Annotated in this window: 15 protein-coding genes; all 15 read left to right on the top strand. The window is 54.3% G+C overall.

All coding sequences use genetic code 11. From position 1 onward, the window contains the following. Nucleotides 1–120: 120 nt before the first annotated feature. The 15 genes from rpoC (at nucleotide 121) to rpsC (ending at nucleotide 15,040) form a co-directional block, all read left to right on the top strand. Entirely contained in the window at nucleotides 121–4,467 is a 4,347-nt protein-coding gene (rpoC, locus tag LGH70_RS01295) for a DNA-directed RNA polymerase subunit beta' (RefSeq protein WP_226181915.1), read from the top strand. Nucleotides 4,468–4,565: 98 nt separating this feature from the next. Then, the gene (locus LGH70_RS01290) at nucleotides 4,566–4,979 is read left to right on the top strand and encodes a hypothetical protein (RefSeq protein WP_226181914.1); all 414 of its coding nucleotides are present in this window, start codon (nucleotides 4,566–4,568) and stop codon (nucleotides 4,977–4,979) included. Between the two features lie 12 nt (nucleotides 4,980–4,991). Then, nucleotides 4,992–5,324: a DUF3467 domain-containing protein gene (locus tag LGH70_RS01285; protein ID WP_226181913.1), complete on the top strand. Its 333-nt coding sequence runs from the start codon at nucleotides 4,992–4,994 to the stop codon at nucleotides 5,322–5,324. A 351-nt stretch (nucleotides 5,325–5,675) separates the two neighbouring features. Next, the gene (gene rpsL / locus LGH70_RS01280) at nucleotides 5,676–6,104 is read left to right on the top strand and encodes a 30S ribosomal protein S12 (RefSeq protein WP_100337276.1); all 429 of its coding nucleotides are present in this window, start codon (nucleotides 5,676–5,678) and stop codon (nucleotides 6,102–6,104) included. 84 nt (nucleotides 6,105–6,188) lie between these two features. Continuing rightward, nucleotides 6,189–6,656, top strand: coding sequence for a 30S ribosomal protein S7 (gene rpsG, locus LGH70_RS01275; protein ID WP_100337277.1), 468 nt, complete (start codon nucleotides 6,189–6,191; stop codon nucleotides 6,654–6,656). 113 nt (nucleotides 6,657–6,769) lie between these two features. Next, the gene (gene fusA / locus LGH70_RS01270; RefSeq protein WP_226181912.1) at nucleotides 6,770–8,914 is read left to right on the top strand and encodes an elongation factor G; all 2,145 of its coding nucleotides are present in this window, start codon (nucleotides 6,770–6,772) and stop codon (nucleotides 8,912–8,914) included. 21 nt (nucleotides 8,915–8,935) lie between these two features. Beyond that, complete coding sequence (gene rpsJ, locus LGH70_RS01265; protein WP_022822123.1) at nucleotides 8,936–9,241, top strand: 30S ribosomal protein S10; 306 nt, start codon at nucleotides 8,936–8,938, stop codon at nucleotides 9,239–9,241. A 145-nt stretch (nucleotides 9,242–9,386) separates the two neighbouring features. Beyond that, complete coding sequence (locus LGH70_RS01260; RefSeq protein WP_226181911.1) at nucleotides 9,387–10,661, top strand: O-antigen ligase family protein; 1,275 nt, start codon at nucleotides 9,387–9,389, stop codon at nucleotides 10,659–10,661. Nucleotides 10,662–10,946: 285 nt separating this feature from the next. After that, nucleotides 10,947–11,567 (top strand): 50S ribosomal protein L3, encoded by a 621-nt coding sequence (gene rplC, locus LGH70_RS01255; RefSeq protein ID WP_226181909.1) that lies wholly within the window; start codon nucleotides 10,947–10,949, stop codon nucleotides 11,565–11,567. A 6-nt stretch (nucleotides 11,568–11,573) separates the two neighbouring features. Next, nucleotides 11,574–12,212: a 50S ribosomal protein L4 gene (rplD, locus tag LGH70_RS01250; protein WP_226181906.1), complete on the top strand. Its 639-nt coding sequence runs from the start codon at nucleotides 11,574–11,576 to the stop codon at nucleotides 12,210–12,212. Then, complete coding sequence (rplW, locus tag LGH70_RS01245) at nucleotides 12,212–12,499, top strand: 50S ribosomal protein L23 (protein WP_226181904.1); 288 nt, start codon at nucleotides 12,212–12,214, stop codon at nucleotides 12,497–12,499. Before rplD ends, rplW begins: the two co-directional genes overlap by 1 nt. A gap of 39 nt (nucleotides 12,500–12,538) precedes the next feature. Continuing rightward, nucleotides 12,539–13,366, top strand: a complete 828-nt coding sequence (rplB, locus tag LGH70_RS01240; RefSeq protein ID WP_226181902.1) for a 50S ribosomal protein L2 — start codon at nucleotides 12,539–12,541, stop codon at nucleotides 13,364–13,366. A 3-nt stretch (nucleotides 13,367–13,369) separates the two neighbouring features. Beyond that, entirely contained in the window at nucleotides 13,370–13,648 is a 279-nt protein-coding gene (gene rpsS / locus LGH70_RS01235) for a 30S ribosomal protein S19 (RefSeq protein WP_044515463.1), read from the top strand. A 1-nt stretch (nucleotide 13,649) separates the two neighbouring features. Next, nucleotides 13,650–14,135 (top strand): 50S ribosomal protein L22, encoded by a 486-nt coding sequence (gene rplV / locus LGH70_RS01230; RefSeq protein WP_226181900.1) that lies wholly within the window; start codon nucleotides 13,650–13,652, stop codon nucleotides 14,133–14,135. A gap of 5 nt (nucleotides 14,136–14,140) precedes the next feature. After that, nucleotides 14,141–15,040 (top strand): 30S ribosomal protein S3, encoded by a 900-nt coding sequence (gene rpsC / locus LGH70_RS01225; protein ID WP_226181898.1) that lies wholly within the window; start codon nucleotides 14,141–14,143, stop codon nucleotides 15,038–15,040. Nucleotides 15,041–15,078: the final 38 nt, after the last annotated feature.

Below are 15,078 nucleotides of genomic sequence, written 5' to 3'. Positions count from 1 at the left end.
ACCTATCCGATCGGCAGAGCACTTTTATCAGAGTCGAACTGTTTTGGTTTTTCGGACTCCTCTTAAGAAGAGCCGATTATTCAAGGCAGCCACAAAGCCAACAGCTAACAGCTCTACTACATGGCGTTTGCAAAAAACAAAAAACTGGTACAGGACTTCTCGAAAGTCACTATTTCGCTGGCCTCGCCCGAATCCATTCTGGAGCGGTCGAACGGCGAAGTTGTGAAGCCGGAGACCATTAACTACCGGACGTACAAGCCCGAGATGGGCGGCCTGTTCTGCGAGCGGATTTTCGGTCCTGTGAAGGACTGGGAATGCCACTGCGGCAAGTACAAGCGGATTCGCTACAAGGGCATCATCTGCGACCGTTGCGGCGTGGAGGTGACCGAGAAGAAGGTACGTCGGGAGCGGATGGGCCATATCGAACTGGTGGTGCCCGTAGCGCACATCTGGTACTTTAAGTCGTTGCCAAACAAAATCGGCTACCTGCTGGGCCTGCCCACCAAGAAGCTCGACCAAATTATCTATTACGAGCGGTACGTAGTTGTGCAGCCTGGTGTGCTTGCCGAAGAAGGCGTACAGCAGCTGGACTTCCTGACCGAAGACGAATACCTCGACATCATCGACAAGCTCCCCCGCGAGAACCAGATGCTGCCAAACGAGGACCCTAACAAGTTCATTGCCCGCATGGGTGCTGATGCGCTGCAACTCCTGCTGGAGCGCACCAACCTCGACGAGCTGTCCTATAGCCTCCGCGACTCAGCCGCCCACGAGACTTCGCAGCAGCGTAAAGCTGAGGCGTTGAAGCGCCTGCGCGTAGTGGAAGCTTTCCGTGACGCTGCGACCCGCGTGGAAAACAAGCCCGAGTGGATGGTTATCCGCATGGTGCCCGTTATTCCGCCGGAGCTGCGCCCCCTCGTACCGCTGGACGGTGGCCGTTTTGCCACTTCCGACTTGAACGATCTGTACCGTCGCGTTATCATCCGTAACAACCGTCTTAAGCGCCTGATCGAAATCAAGGCTCCCGAGGTGATTCTGCGGAACGAGAAGCGCATGCTGCAGGAAGCCGTTGACTCGCTCTTCGACAACTCGCGTAAGGTTAACGCCGTGCGCGCTGAAGGCAACCGTGCCCTGAAGTCGCTGTCCGATATGCTGAAAGGCAAGCAGGGCCGCTTCCGTCAGAACTTGCTCGGTAAGCGTGTTGACTACTCTGGTCGTTCGGTAATCGTCGTTGGTCCTGAGCTGAAGCTGCATGAGTGCGGTCTGCCTAAGAACATGGCGGCCGAGCTGTTTAAGCCGTTCATCATCCGTAAGCTCATTGAGCGCGGTATCGTGAAAACGGTAAAGTCGGCCAAGAAAATAGTGGACCGCAAGGACGCCGTGGTATGGGACATTCTGGAGAACGTGCTGAAAGGCCACCCAGTGCTGCTCAACCGGGCTCCTACGCTTCACCGCTTGGGTATTCAGGCGTTCCAGCCCCGCCTCATCGAGGGTAAAGCTATTCAGCTGCACCCCCTGGTTTGTACGGCCTTCAACGCTGACTTTGACGGTGACCAGATGGCAGTGCACGTTCCCCTGGGACCGGCCGCTATCCTGGAAGCCTCTATGCTGATGCTGGCGTCGCACAACATCCTGAACCCTGCCAACGGCGCGCCCATTGCGGTACCGTCGCAGGACATGGTTCTGGGTCTGTACTACGTGACCAAAGGCAAGCGCAGCACCGACGAGGAGAAGATTCAGGGCGAAGGCCGCATCTTCTATTCCGACGAGGAAGTTGTTATTGCCCTCAACGAAGGTCAGCTCTCGAAGCACGCCTATATCAAGGTGCGCACGCAGATTCGCGACGAGAAAGATAACCTCGTAACGAAGATCATCGAGACGGTTGCCGGCCGTGTGCTGTTCAACCAAATGGTACCAGCCGAGGTTGGTTTCGTGGACGAGCTGCTGACCAAGAAAAAGCTGCAGCAGATCATTTCGATGGTGTTCAAGCGGACCGGTATGGCCCGCACCGCACAGTTCCTCGACGACATCAAGACGCTGGGCTTCCAGTCGGCTTATAAAGGTGGTCTGTCGATGGGTCTGGGCGACATCCAGATTCCGAAAGAGAAAGATGCTCTGGTTCTGCAGGCGCAGAACGACGTGAAGGCCGTTACTCAGAACTACCAGATGGGTCTGATTACCGACAACGAGCGTTACAACCAGGTTATCGACATCTGGACGCGTATCAACAACCAAATCACTGAAACCCTCATGGGTCGCCTCGAAAAGGAGAACCAGGGCTTCAACTCGATTTACATGATGATGCACTCCGGTGCCCGTGGCTCGCGTGAGCAGATTCGTCAGCTCGGCGGTATGCGGGGTCTGATGGCTAAGCCGCAGAAGTCGCTGCAGGGTTCGGTTGGTGAGATTATCGAAAACCCGATTCTGTCGAACTTCAAAGAAGGCCTGGATGTAATCGAGTACTTCATTTCGACCCACGGTGCCCGTAAGGGTCTGGCCGATACGGCTCTGAAGACGGCTGACGCCGGCTACCTGACCCGTCGTCTGGTGGACGTGTCGCAGGACGTAATCGTAAACGAAAACGACTGCGGTACCCTACGTGGCATCGAGACCTTCGCGTTGAAAGACAACGAGGACGTAGTAGAGCCGCTGGCTGAGCGTATCCTGGGTCGCGTAGCCGTTCACGACATCGTGGACCCGCTGACGGACGAGGTTATCCTGCCCGCTGGTACGGAAATTACCGAGGAAATTACCCGCCGCATCGATGCTACGGCTATCGAATCGGTAGAAATCCGCTCGGTGCTGACCTGCGAATCGAAGCGTGGTATCTGCGCCAAGTGCTACGGCCGTAACCTGTCGTCGGGCCGCATGGTCCAGAAAGGCGAAGCTGTAGGTGTAATTGCCGCTCAGTCGATTGGTGAGCCTGGTACCCAGCTCACGCTGCGTACCTTCCACGTAGGTGGTACGGCTTCCAACATTGCCGTTGAAGCCAGCCTGCGCGCCAAGTTCGCCGGTGTGGTTGAGTTCGAAGATATCCGTACCGTTGATTCCGTAAACGCCGAAGGCGAGCCGGTGAAAGTGGTAATGGGTCGTTCGGGCGAAATCCGCATCGTGGAGAAAGGCACCGGTAAGGTCTATATCTCGAACCACGTGCCGTACGGCTCGTTCCTGCTGGTCAATGAAGGCCAGGAGGTAGAGAAAGGTCAGGAGCTCAACAACTGGGACCCCTACAACGCCGTTATCTTGGCCGAGTTTGACGGTACTATCCAGTACGACGCTATTACGGAAGGTGTCACCTACCGTGAGGAGTCGGATGAGCAGACCGGTCACCGCGAGAAAGTAATTATCGAAAGCCGTGACAAGGCCCAGAACCCCTCCATCATTGTGAAGGCTGGGAAGAAGGACGCCGAGGAAGGCCAGCGTGGTTACAGCATCCCGGTAGGTTCGCACATCAACGTCGACAACGGCGAGAAAATCAAGGCTGGTCACATTCTGGCTAAGATTCCTCGGGCCGTGGGTAAAACCCGCGACATCACTGGTGGTCTGCCCCGCGTTACCGAGCTTTTCGAAGCTCGTAACCCTTCGAACCCGGCTGTTGTGTCGGAAATCGACGGTGTAGTAACCTACGGTACCGTGAAGCGTGGTAACCGCGAAATCTTCGTCGAGTCGAAAGACGGCGTGAAGAAGAAGTACATGGTGCCGCTGTCCAAGCACATTCTGGTGCAGGACAACGACTTTATCCGCGCCGGTATGCCGCTGTCGGATGGTGCCATTACGCCTTCGGACATCCTGAGCATTCAGGGCCCCGGCGCCGTGCAGGAATACCTCGTGAACGAGATTCAGGAAGTATACCGCTTGCAGGGTGTGAAGATCAACGATAAGCACATTGAGGTGGTCGTTCGCCAGATGATGCAGAAAGTTGTGATTCTGGACGCCGGTGACACGACCTTCCTTGAGCACCAGGTTATCGACAAAATCGTCTTCATGGAAGAAAACGATACCATCATCGACATGAAGGTGGTAACGAATGCCGGCGATTCGACGAACCTGAAGCCCGGCCAGATTGTGAGTGCCCGTCGCCTGCGCGACGAGAACTCCTCGCTGCGTCGTCGCGACCTGGCACTGGTAGAAGTTCGGGAAGCCCAGCCGGCCGTATCGCGGCCCACGCTGCAGGGTATCACCCAGGCTTCGCTCGGTACCCAGTCGTTCATCTCGGCCGCGTCCTTCCAGGAAACGACCAAGGTGCTGTCGGAAGCCGCCATCCGTGGCAAGGCCGACGAACTGCTGGGCCTGAAGGAGAACGTAATCGTAGGTCACCTCATCCCGGCCGGTACCGGTCTGCGCGAGTACACGCGTCAGGTTGTCGGTTCGAAAGATGAGCCCGAGGTTACGGCTCCTGCCAAGTCGGATGCTCCCGAGCCGAAGACTCGTGCTTCGCGTGCCAAGCGTGAGGTGTCGGCTGAGTAGGCTGAAGTGAATACTGGAGAAGCCGACTGGAGAAATCCGGTCGGCTTTTTCTTTTTACTAGCTTTAGCAGCAACTCATCCTCTTCTTAATTACTATGTATGGCAGCCGACGCTCCGGTTCCTTTAGTTGACATTACTACTTCCCGGTTTCAGGTCGGACAAGTTTGGGAGTACCACACGAGACCAGCCGAAACAGATTCGTTGTTGACCGTAGTCAAAGTGGAACTGCAGCACGGAACCGCCGTTGTCGTGCATGTCCACGTAGATGGGTTAAGGCTAAAAACGGCTGACCCGAACGGAAAGCCCGGCACTACGGCGTCCCACCTGCCTTTTTCGGAGGAAGCTTTGACTGCCAGTGTCACACATGTAGTACGCCACGCAGACCCGCTTCCTGAGTTTGAAGGAGGCTATGGACTTTGGCGGGAAGCTTTTCTGGCCGGACAAGCCGGAACATTTAGCGTAACAGTAGCTGAAGTAATGGACTTCATCGAGTCTACTTTCAGCAATCAGTAAAAAAAACACCCCATGAACGAACCCCAGGAAATTCCCGGACCTCAGGACCCTAATGCCATCAACATCGAACTCTCAGAAGCCATAGCTGAAGGCGAGTACGCCAATCTAGCTATGATAGCCCACAGCAGCAGCGAGTTTGTCATCGACTTTATTCGGTTGATGCCGGGTGTACCTAAAGCCAAGGTGAAAGCCCGCATCATCGTCACGCCTGAGCACGCCAAGCGGCTGCTCTCAGCCCTAGCGGATAACGTAGAACGTTTCGAGCAGACCTTCGGCCCGATCAAGCAGCAAAACGACATGCCCAGCTACCCGGTAGGTTTCGGTGGCACGATGGGGGAGGCCTAATCCCTCGGAATAATACAGTAACTGAAGCGGCTTTTATCGAGGAAACAGAGGCCGGCTCTTCGTTGAATACAAAAGCAGGATAAAATGAACGAGCCAAGTCGGGCTGTATGACAAAAGAACTGTAGAGCAAAAGGCTCCTCGTCAACGAACGTATTTACTCTAAAAAAGCCTTATGAACTCATCCGTAAGGCTTTTTTGCATTTGATAGAAGTCTGAAACCGACCAGAAGAAGCACTTCGTTTGTTTCCTAAAACAAACTATTTCAACCTGTTTGCTATTTCCGAGTAGCTTTTATACCTTTGCAAGCCTAATTTTTTGGGAGAGAACCCTCCTTGACAAACCAATCCGTAGATGCCTACCATTAACCAATTAGTACGAAAAGGCCGCGAGAAGCTGACGACGAAGTCGAAGTCGCCGGCTCTTGACTCGTGCCCGCAGCGCCGTGGCGTATGCACCCGCGTGTACACCACCACGCCTAAGAAGCCGAACTCGGCCATGCGCAAAGTGGCCCGTGTGCGTCTCACCAACGGCAAAGAAGTTAACGCCTACATCCCCGGTGAAGGCCACAACCTGCAGGAGCACAGCATCGTGCTGATCCGTGGTGGCCGTGTGAAAGACCTTCCCGGCGTGCGTTACCACATCATCCGTGGTGCTCTTGACACCGCTGGTGTTAACGGCCGTACCCAGCGTCGTTCGAAGTATGGCGCCAAGCGTCCCAAGCCAGGTCAGCCTGCTGCTACGGGCAAAGGCGGCAAACCAGCACCCGGCAAGAAAAAGTAATTGATACGAGTGTGGTAGCGCGCAGTGCTGGATAGCACATGGTTCTTATCCCACTTCCCGCTGCTCACCCTCATTTCTAAACTCATGAGAAAGTCAAAACCAAAGAAGCGCATCCTGCTTCCCGACCCGAAGTACAAGGAGACGTTGGTAACTCGTTTCGTCAACTACATGATGTATGACGGAAAGAAAAACCTTGCCTACACCATTTTCTACGATGCCTGCGAACTGGTTGAGCAGCGCACCAAGGAGAACGGTCTCGAAATGTGGCGCAAGGCTCTGAACAACGTAATGCCCACCGTAGAAGTAAAGAGCCGCCGCGTAGGTGGTGCTACCTTCCAGGTGCCAATCGAAGTTCGCCCCGACCGTCGTATCTCGGTAGGTGCTAAGTGGATGATTCAGTACGCTCGTCGTCGTGGTGAGAAAACCATGAAGGACAAGCTGGCTGGCGAAATCATTGCCGCGGCTAAAGGTGAAGGTGCTTCTGTTAAGAAGAAGGACGACACCCACCGCATGGCTGAAGCCAACAAGGCCTTCTCGCACTTCCGCTTCTAACAATTGTTATTAGGCACTCTAGGGTCTTAAGGGCTTGGATTTTTTTGACGGATTGTTCTGTTGAGTAGCCCAAGACCTTAAGACCTTAAGTATCTAAGACCCCAATAAAAGCAATGGCTGTTAATAAAGACCTGCAATATCTCCGGAACATCGGGATTATGGCGCACATCGACGCCGGTAAGACCACGACTTCGGAGCGCATTCTCTACTACACCGGTAAGACCCACAAAATCGGGGAAGTGCACGAAGGTGCCGCCACGATGGACTGGATGGAGCAGGAGCAGGAGCGTGGTATCACCATCACTTCGGCTGCTACCACCACGTTCTGGAACTACCCCACCGACGCAAACGGTGACCCAACGGCGGAGACCAAGCAGTACAAGATCAACCTCATCGACACCCCCGGCCACGTTGACTTCACGGTAGAAGTAGAACGTTCGCTGCGCGTACTCGACGGTGCTGTTGCTCTGTTCTGTGCCGTATCGGGTGTTGAGCCCCAGTCGGAAACTGTATGGCGTCAGGCTGACAAGTACAAGGTGCCCCGCATCTGCTTCGTCAACAAGATGGACCGTGCCGGTGCTGACTTCTTCAAGGCCGTTAACGAGATTAAGGATAAGCTTGGCGCTAACCCCGTGCCGCTGCAGATTCCAATCGGTGCCGAGGATACCTTCAAGGGTGTTGTCGATCTGCTGACTGGTAAGGCAATCGTATGGGATGATGCTACTCAGGGCAAGTCGTACCACGAAATCCCCGTTCCCGAGGATCTGGTAGAGACCGTAGCCGAGTGGCGTCAGAAGCTGGTAGAAAGCGTTGCCGAATACGACGACCGTCTGCTGGAGAAATTCTTCGAAGACCCAGAAAGCATCACGCGTGAGGAAATGATGGTTGTTATCCGCCAGGCGGTTATCGACATGAAGTTCTCGCCCGTAATGTGCGGTTCGGCCTTCAAAAACAAAGGTGTGCAGTCCATGCTGGACGGCGTTATGGCTTACTTGCCCTCGCCGCTCGACATGCCCGCCATCATCGGTACCGATCCTGAGACCGGTGCTGAAGTGGAGCGTCACCCCGACAATAGCGAGCCTTTCACCGCTCTGGCCTTCAAAATCGCAACTGACCCCTTCGTAGGTCGCTTGTGCTTCTTCCGCTGCTACAGCGGCGTGCTGGACGCCGGTTCGTACGTGCACAACAACCGCACGAACAAGAAAGAGCGTATCTCGCGTCTGATGCAGATGCACTCCAACAAGCAGAACCCAATCGATAAGATTCAGGCGGGTGACATTGCTGCTGGTGTTGGCTTCAAAGACATCAAAACCGGCGACACGCTGACCGACGAGAAGTCGCGCGTGGTACTGGAGTCGATGAGCTTCCCTGAGCCCGTAATCGGCTACGCCATTGAGCCCAAAACTCAGGCTGACGTTGATAAAATGGGTATGGCTATTGCCAAACTCGTGGAAGAGGACCCCACGCTGGTTGTTCAGACCGACCCCGAGACCGGCCAGACTGTGTTGAAAGGCATGGGTGAGCTTCACCTTGAAATCATCATCGACCGGATGCGTCGTGAGTTCAAGGTTGAAATCAACCAGGGTGCTCCTCAGGTTGCCTACAAAGAGATTCTGACGAAGTCCGTGGAACACCGCGAGACCTATAAGAAGCAGACGGGTGGCCGTGGTAAATTCGGTGATATCGTCTTCGAACTCGGTCCGAAACTGACCGATCCGGAGAAACCCGGTCTGGAGTTCGTCAACGACATCACGGGTGGTGTTATTCCCCGCGAATTCATTGCTCCGGTTCAGAAAGGTTTCGAAGAAGCCATGAAGAACGGCCCGTTGGCTGGCTTCCCCATCGAAGGCATGCGCGTGCGTCTGTTCTACGGTTCCTACCACGACGTTGACTCGGACGCTCTGTCGTTCGAATTGGCTGCCCGCGGTGGTTTCCGCGAAGCAGGTCGTCAGGCTGGTCCTAAACTGCTCGAGCCAATCATGGCCGTAGAAGTAGTATCGCCAGACGAGTACACGGGTTCCGTAACGGGTGACTTGAACCGTCGTCGTGGTATCATGAAAGGCATGGATACCAAAGGTGGCGCCAACGTTATCAAGGCTGACGTTCCGCTGTCGGAGCTGTTCGGCTACGTAACCACCCTGCGTACGATTTCGTCGGGCCGCGCTTCGGCGTCGCTCACGTTCTCGCACTACGACCAGGTTCCCCAGAACCTTGCCGAAGGCATCATTGCCAAGCAAAAGGGTAACGCCATTCGCTAATCCGCTTTCATTCAAAATCACATGAACCAGAAAATTCGCATTAAACTCAAATCCTACGACCACAACTTGGTGGATAAATCGTCGGAGAAGATTGTGAAGGCGGTGAAGGCTACGGGCGCTATCGTAAGCGGTCCGATTCCATTGCCGACCGACAAGGAAAAATTCACCGTTCTTCGTTCGCCCCACGTGAACAAGAAGTCGCGTGAGCAGTTCCAGCTCTGCACCTACAAGCGCCTCGTGGATATCTACTCGACTTCGTCGAAGACGGTAGATGCCCTGATGAAGCTTGAGCTGCCCAGCGGCGTTGACGTTGAAATCAAAGTCTGAGGACCGGTTTCTCTAGTTAATTAAGACAAACACCCCATTGGTTTTCGGACCGATGGGGTGTTTTCTTATATATACTAGCCAACTTGCACCGTTGAGTTGACCTAAATTCGTCACCAACTCTAGTTGTTTGTACTCTCCAGTATCTATGCAGTCGTTTCTAACAGTTCCACGTCTAACCCTGGCCGCAGCAGTTTTTTGCTCCTTCATTATTGTGGGATTGTTCGTCGCCAGCTTTTTTCGGATTCTGCCCAGTATCGGCATTGTTGGTCTTACGCTAACGGCTGCCTGTTACGCCGCTTTACATCGGAGGCAGGAGACTGTTCGGAAGGACTGGAAAGTGTTTGCGGCGCTGTCGGTCGTGTTTCTATTGCACGTAGCAGCTGGCTTGAACACGGAGGCAGCTAACCTGGGAAAGTATGGACAGGACGTGGTGCTGCAGTCCCCGTTTCTTTTGTTGCCGTTGTCGTTCTGGCTGCTGCCTGGTTTGCCTACCTGCTACCTGAAAAGGCTGTGGCAGCTTTTCATTGGTTGTGTCGTGGTGGCTGCGTTGGTAGCTACCGGCAACTATTTGCTTCATACGGCTGAAATCAATGAGATGTATCTACACTCGAAGATTATGCCCACCGAACCTGACCATATTCGGTTTAGTCTCATGGTAACTTTGGCTACAGCGGCGGCCTTGGTGCTACTATGCTTCGACGATGAGCATTCCTCATTGCAACGTCGGCTATTGATTCTGGCTGCCGTAGTACTTGCCTTGTTCCAGCATCTGCTAGCGGTGCGTAGCGGCTTGGTTACCTTTTATGCGATTGGCTTGCTAACGATTGGCTGGCTGATAGTTCAGGCCCGGCAGTTTCAACGAGCGGTTCTGCTAGCAGTGGTTTTGCTCTTGTTGCCGGCTGCGAGCTATCTGGCCTTTCCTACATTTCGGAACAAGTTTACCAACACACGGGAGGACCTTAGCAAGGTGAACAATACGGCTGCCGCTAACGATTATTCCCTCGTAGCGCGGGTGTACTCTTACAAAGTAGCAGCCAAGCTGGTACATGCCAATCCCTGGTTTGGGGTGGGAAAAGCCGATATGGAAGGGGAGATGGCCGTTCATTACCAGCAGGATTACCCCACCATCCGCACGGCCTCCTATATACAGCCTCACAATCAGTTTATCTATTCGGCAGTAGCATTCGGGCTTATCGGAGTATTGATATTCACTCTAAGCTTCTATTACCCTTTGCTCTGGACTTGGCCGCGCTTCTCGCCGCTGGTGGTTATGCAGTACGCTATTGTCTCCTTGTCATTTCTGGTGGAGTACACTCTGGAGACCCAGATTGGCTTAACGTACTCTCTGTTTTTTATTCTGCTGGGTCTAAATGGCCTGATGCCGGCACCAAACGACTCTGCCAGCTGGCGCCCCAGCTAGGCAAGATGCTATAGCCAATTATTGTACTTTTTTGTAGCCGTGGTAAGTGCAGCCTTGTGCTGTTGCCAAACAGACATTGCCTTGCCGTCAGGGCTAACTTGGACAAAGATTTAGGAAGGGCCTGAGACTGAGAGAATAGGAACACGGATAAGCCAACTAGGTGATTCTGAAAATATTTCAGAACGGGGTTGGATTATGAGGTAACAATTGCCTAGCTTTGCACTCCCATTCCGAAAACGCTATTTGGGCGTTTTCTTATTGCGTCTTTTCACAAAATCTAACAGAATGCCTGGCATCATCGGTAAAAAAATCGGTATGACAAGCCTCTTCACTCCGGACGGGAAAAACATTCCCTGCACGCTCATCGAGGCGGGTCCGTGCGTAGTGACGCAGGTTAAAACGCTGGCCAACGACGGTTACACCGCCGTTCAGATCGGCTACGGCGAGAAAAAAGCGAAGAACACGACCAAAGCTTTGGCTGGTCACTTCGCTAAAGCCGGTACCACCCCCAAGAAAAAGCTGGTTGAATTCCGCCTCGACGCGGAGTCAATTTACGCTGCAGGCGCCACCATCGACGCGAGCCTCTTCGAAGAAGGCGAGTTCGTAGACGTAGTAGGCACCTCAAAAGGCAAAGGTTTCCAGGGCGTAGTTAAGCGCTACAACTTTGCCGGTGTAGGCGGGCAGACCCACGGTCAGCACAACCGTCTGCGTCACCCTGGTTCTATCGGTGCTTGCTCCTGGCCTTCGCGCGTATTCAAAGGAATGCGCATGGGTGGCCGTATGGGCAACGACCGGGTAAAAGTGCAGAACCTGAAAGTAATGCGCGTAGTAGCCGACAAGAATCTGATTCTGGTGAGCGGCTCTATTCCCGGTGCCAAGAACTCTTACGTGGTCCTGGAAAAATAACGCAAGATGGAACTTTCAGTATATAACATCAAAGGTGAGGACACCGGCCGCAAGGTTACCCTGTCCGACGCCATCTTCGGCCAAGTGCCGAACGAGCACGTGATGTACCTCGACGTGAAGCAGTACTTGGCCAACCAGCGCCAGGGCACGCACAAGTCGAAGCAGCGCAACGAAGTGCACGGCACTACGAAGAAGCTCAAGAAGCAAAAAGGTACGGGCGGTGCTCGTGCTGGTAGCATGAAGTCGCCAGTGTTCATCGGTGGTGGCCGTGTATTCGGTCCCGAGCCCCGTGACTACGGCTTCAAGCTGAACAAAAAGACCAAGCGCCTGGCTCGTCTGTCCGCTCTGTCGGTACTGGCCCAGGATGGCAAAATCGCTCTGGTAGAGAACATCTCGCTGAGCGCTCCTAAAACGAAAGATTTCCTCTCGATCCTGTCGGGTCTGAAGCTGAACAACGGCAAGAAAACCTTGCTCGTGACCGGCGAAGTCGACAAGAACGTGGTGCTGTCGGCCCGTAACATTCAGCGCGTGAAAGTCGCTACTCCCGTAGCTCTGAACACGCACGATTTGCTGAACACGGACACTCTGCTGCTGTCGGAAGACGGGTTGAAATCCTTGGAACAACTCTATACTACCGCTGAGTAATGAGCACGCTGAAGAAACCTATCGTGACCGAGAAGGCCACGGCCCTGAACGAAAAAGGTCAGTACTCTTTTCAAGTAGAGCGCACTGCCAACAAGGTTCAGATCAAAAAGGAAATCGAGCAGCTGTACGGTGTAACGGTAACGGGCATTAGCACGATCCGCACCAACGGCAAGCTGAAGTCGAAATTCACGAAGGGCGGCTCCGTTTCGGGTCGTCGCCCCCACGGAAAGAAGGCTATTGTAACCGTGAAGGAAGGCGACGTAATCGACTTCTATAACGGTATCTAAGGTTCGGGCAACCGAACGAAACGCGCATTTTAAGATAAAATGGCACTCAAAAAACTAAGACCAACATCACCGGGTCAGCGCTTCCGCATCGCACCCGCGTTCGACGAGATTACGACGTCGACGCCGGAGAAGTCGCTGTTGGCACCCCTGAAAAAATCCGGTGGCCGGAATGAATCCGGAAAAATGACTAACCGCTACATCGGCGGTGGTCACAAGCAGAAGTATCGGGTAATCGACTTCAAGCGCGACAAGGCTGGTGTTCCAGCTACTGTCAAGACGATTGAATACGATCCGAACCGCACTGCCCGCATTGCTCTGCTGAGCTACGCTGACGGCGAAAAGCGCTATATCATTGCGCCCGCCGGTCTGGCTGTAGGTACGGTAGTCGTATCGGGTCCTGGTGTTGCTCCTGAAGTTGGTAATGCTCTGACCCTGCGCGAAATTCCGCTGGGTACGATCGTTCACAACATCGAGCTGATGCCCGGTGGCGGTGCTTCGATGGCGCGCTCGGCTGGCACTTATGCCCAGCTGGTAGCTCGTGAAGAGAAATACGCAACCCTGAAATTGCCTTCCGGTGAGATGCGCATGGTACTCGTTACCTGCATGGCTACGGTTGGTACGGTTTCTAACGGTGACCACATGAACGTTCGTCTCGGCAAAGCCGGTCGTAACCGTTGGTTGGGTCGTCGCCCACGTGTTCGTGGTGTTGCCATGAACCCAGTGGATCACCCAATGGGTGGTGGTGAAGGTAAGTCGTCGGGTGGTCACCCGCGTAGCCGCAACGGTATCTTCTCCAAGGGTCAGAAGACCCGCAACAAGAACAAGTACTCCGAGCAGCTCATCGTTAACCGTAAAGGCAAGAAGTAACCAATGGCACGTTCGCTAAAAAAAGGGCCGTACATTGACTTCCGGCTCGAGAAGAAAGTCACGGCAATGGAAGATTCCGGCAAAAAGTCGGTGGTGAAGACCTGGTCTCGCCGCTCGATGATTTCGCCCGACTTCGTAGGCCACACCTTCGCTGTTCACAACGGCAATAAGTTCATCCCGGTGTATGTAACGGAGAACATGGTAGGTCACAAACTCGGTGAGTTTGCTCCCACCCGTAACTTCCGCGGCCACATCGCCAAGAAAGATAAAGGCAAGCGCTAATATGGAAGCTACCGCTAAACTCCGTAATGTGCCTACCTCGCCTCGCAAGATGCGTATGGTAGCCAACCTGGTACGTGGTCAGAAAGTGACCCGTGCTCTGGGCTTGCTGAAGTTCGAAGCTAACTCGGGTGCTGAGAAAATCGAGAAACTGCTCCTGTCGGCTCTGGCCAACTGGCAGCAGAAGAACGAGGACGAGCGCATCGAGGATGCTAACCTCTACATCAAAGAGATTTTCGTTGATGAAGGGCGTCAGCTGAAGCGTCTGCGTCCCGCCCCTCAGGGCCGTGGCCACCGCATCCGCAAGCGTAGCAACCACGTGACGCTGACTATCGACACGAAAGTAGAGGCTCTGGGAAGCAAGGCTGCTGTAAAGCAGGCTGCTGAAACCAAACCAGCTACCGACGCTGTTGCTGAGGCTCCGAAGAAAACTACTCGTCGCAGCTCGGCTAAGAAATCCAACGAAACCTCGGCTGAAGCCACCGTATAAGCACTATGGGACAGAAAGTAAATCCGGTTGGCTTCCGTTTGGGCGTCATCAAAGGGTGGGACTCGAACTGGTATGGCGGCAAGGACTTTGCCGACAAACTGGTGGAGGACGAAAAAATCCGCAAATACGTTATGGCTCGTATCCCGAAAGGTGGCATTAGCCGCATCGTGATTGAGCGTACTCTGAAGCGCATCACCATTACCATCAACACGGCTCGTCCGGGTGTGGTAATCGGTAAAGGCGGTGCAGAGGTTGATAAGATCAAAGACGAGCTGAAGCAGATCACCAATAAGGACGTTCAGATCAACATCTTTGAAATTAAGCGTCCGGAACTCGACGCCAAGCTGGTAGGCGAAAGCATCGCCCAGCAGCTGCAGGCTCGTATCTCCTTCCGTCGCGCCATGAAGCAGGCCATCCAAGGCGCAATGCGCGTGGGTGCTGAAGGCATCAAGGTGCAGTGCGGTGGTCGTTTGGGTGGTGCTGAGATTGCCCGCTCCGAGCAGTACAAAGAAGGACGTACCCCGCTGCACACGCTGCGCGCTGACATCGACTATGCTCTGTCGGAAGCTCAGACTGTGTATGGCAAAATCGGTATCAAGGTGTGGATCATGCGTGGTGAGGTATTTGGCAAGCCCGACTTGTCGCCTAACCAGCAGCCTGCCAACCAGGGTAACGATACGCGTGGCGGTGGTAACGACCGTGGCCCACGCGGTGAGCGTGGTGACCGTGGTGGTGACCGTGGCCCACGCGGCCCTCGCAATGACCGTGGCGGTGACAACCGCGGTGGTCAGGGTGGCGGCGACAACCGTGGCGGTCAAGCCGGCGGTGGTCAGCGTCGTGGCGGTGGTGCCCCAGGTGCTGGTGGTGCTAACCGCGGTGGCGGTCAAGGCGGCCCACGTCGCTAGTCCTTTTCTCTTTTTCTGAATTTCAATTTTCGATAACT

Source organism: Hymenobacter nitidus, assembly GCF_020447315.1.
Lineage (GTDB): Bacteria > Bacteroidota > Bacteroidia > Cytophagales > Hymenobacteraceae > Hymenobacter > Hymenobacter nitidus.
Note: the sequence above shows the minus strand (reverse complement) of the source record. Positions and strands in the feature narration are given on the sequence as shown.

Excerpts from the sequence above, each read along its gene's own strand:
- rpoC (WP_226181915.1), top strand. The coding sequence starts at position 121 with ATGGCGTTTGCAAAAAACAAAAAACTGGTACAGGACTTCTCGAAAGTC.
- LGH70_RS01290 (WP_226181914.1), top strand. The coding sequence starts at position 4,566 with ATGGCAGCCGACGCTCCGGTTCCTTTAGTTGACATTACTACTTCCCGG.
- LGH70_RS01285 (WP_226181913.1), top strand. The coding sequence starts at position 4,992 with ATGAACGAACCCCAGGAAATTCCCGGACCTCAGGACCCTAATGCCATC.
- rpsL (WP_100337276.1), top strand. The coding sequence starts at position 5,676 with ATGCCTACCATTAACCAATTAGTACGAAAAGGCCGCGAGAAGCTGACG.
- rpsG (WP_100337277.1), top strand. The coding sequence starts at position 6,189 with ATGAGAAAGTCAAAACCAAAGAAGCGCATCCTGCTTCCCGACCCGAAG.
- fusA (WP_226181912.1), top strand. The coding sequence starts at position 6,770 with ATGGCTGTTAATAAAGACCTGCAATATCTCCGGAACATCGGGATTATG.
- rpsJ (WP_022822123.1), top strand. The coding sequence starts at position 8,936 with ATGAACCAGAAAATTCGCATTAAACTCAAATCCTACGACCACAACTTG.
- LGH70_RS01260 (WP_226181911.1), top strand. The coding sequence starts at position 9,387 with ATGCAGTCGTTTCTAACAGTTCCACGTCTAACCCTGGCCGCAGCAGTT.
- rplC (WP_226181909.1), top strand. The coding sequence starts at position 10,947 with ATGCCTGGCATCATCGGTAAAAAAATCGGTATGACAAGCCTCTTCACT.
- rplD (WP_226181906.1), top strand. The coding sequence starts at position 11,574 with ATGGAACTTTCAGTATATAACATCAAAGGTGAGGACACCGGCCGCAAG.
- rplW (WP_226181904.1), top strand. The coding sequence starts at position 12,212 with ATGAGCACGCTGAAGAAACCTATCGTGACCGAGAAGGCCACGGCCCTG.
- rplB (WP_226181902.1), top strand. The coding sequence starts at position 12,539 with ATGGCACTCAAAAAACTAAGACCAACATCACCGGGTCAGCGCTTCCGC.
- rpsS (WP_044515463.1), top strand. The coding sequence starts at position 13,370 with ATGGCACGTTCGCTAAAAAAAGGGCCGTACATTGACTTCCGGCTCGAG.
- rplV (WP_226181900.1), top strand. The coding sequence starts at position 13,650 with ATGGAAGCTACCGCTAAACTCCGTAATGTGCCTACCTCGCCTCGCAAG.
- rpsC (WP_226181898.1), top strand. The coding sequence starts at position 14,141 with ATGGGACAGAAAGTAAATCCGGTTGGCTTCCGTTTGGGCGTCATCAAA.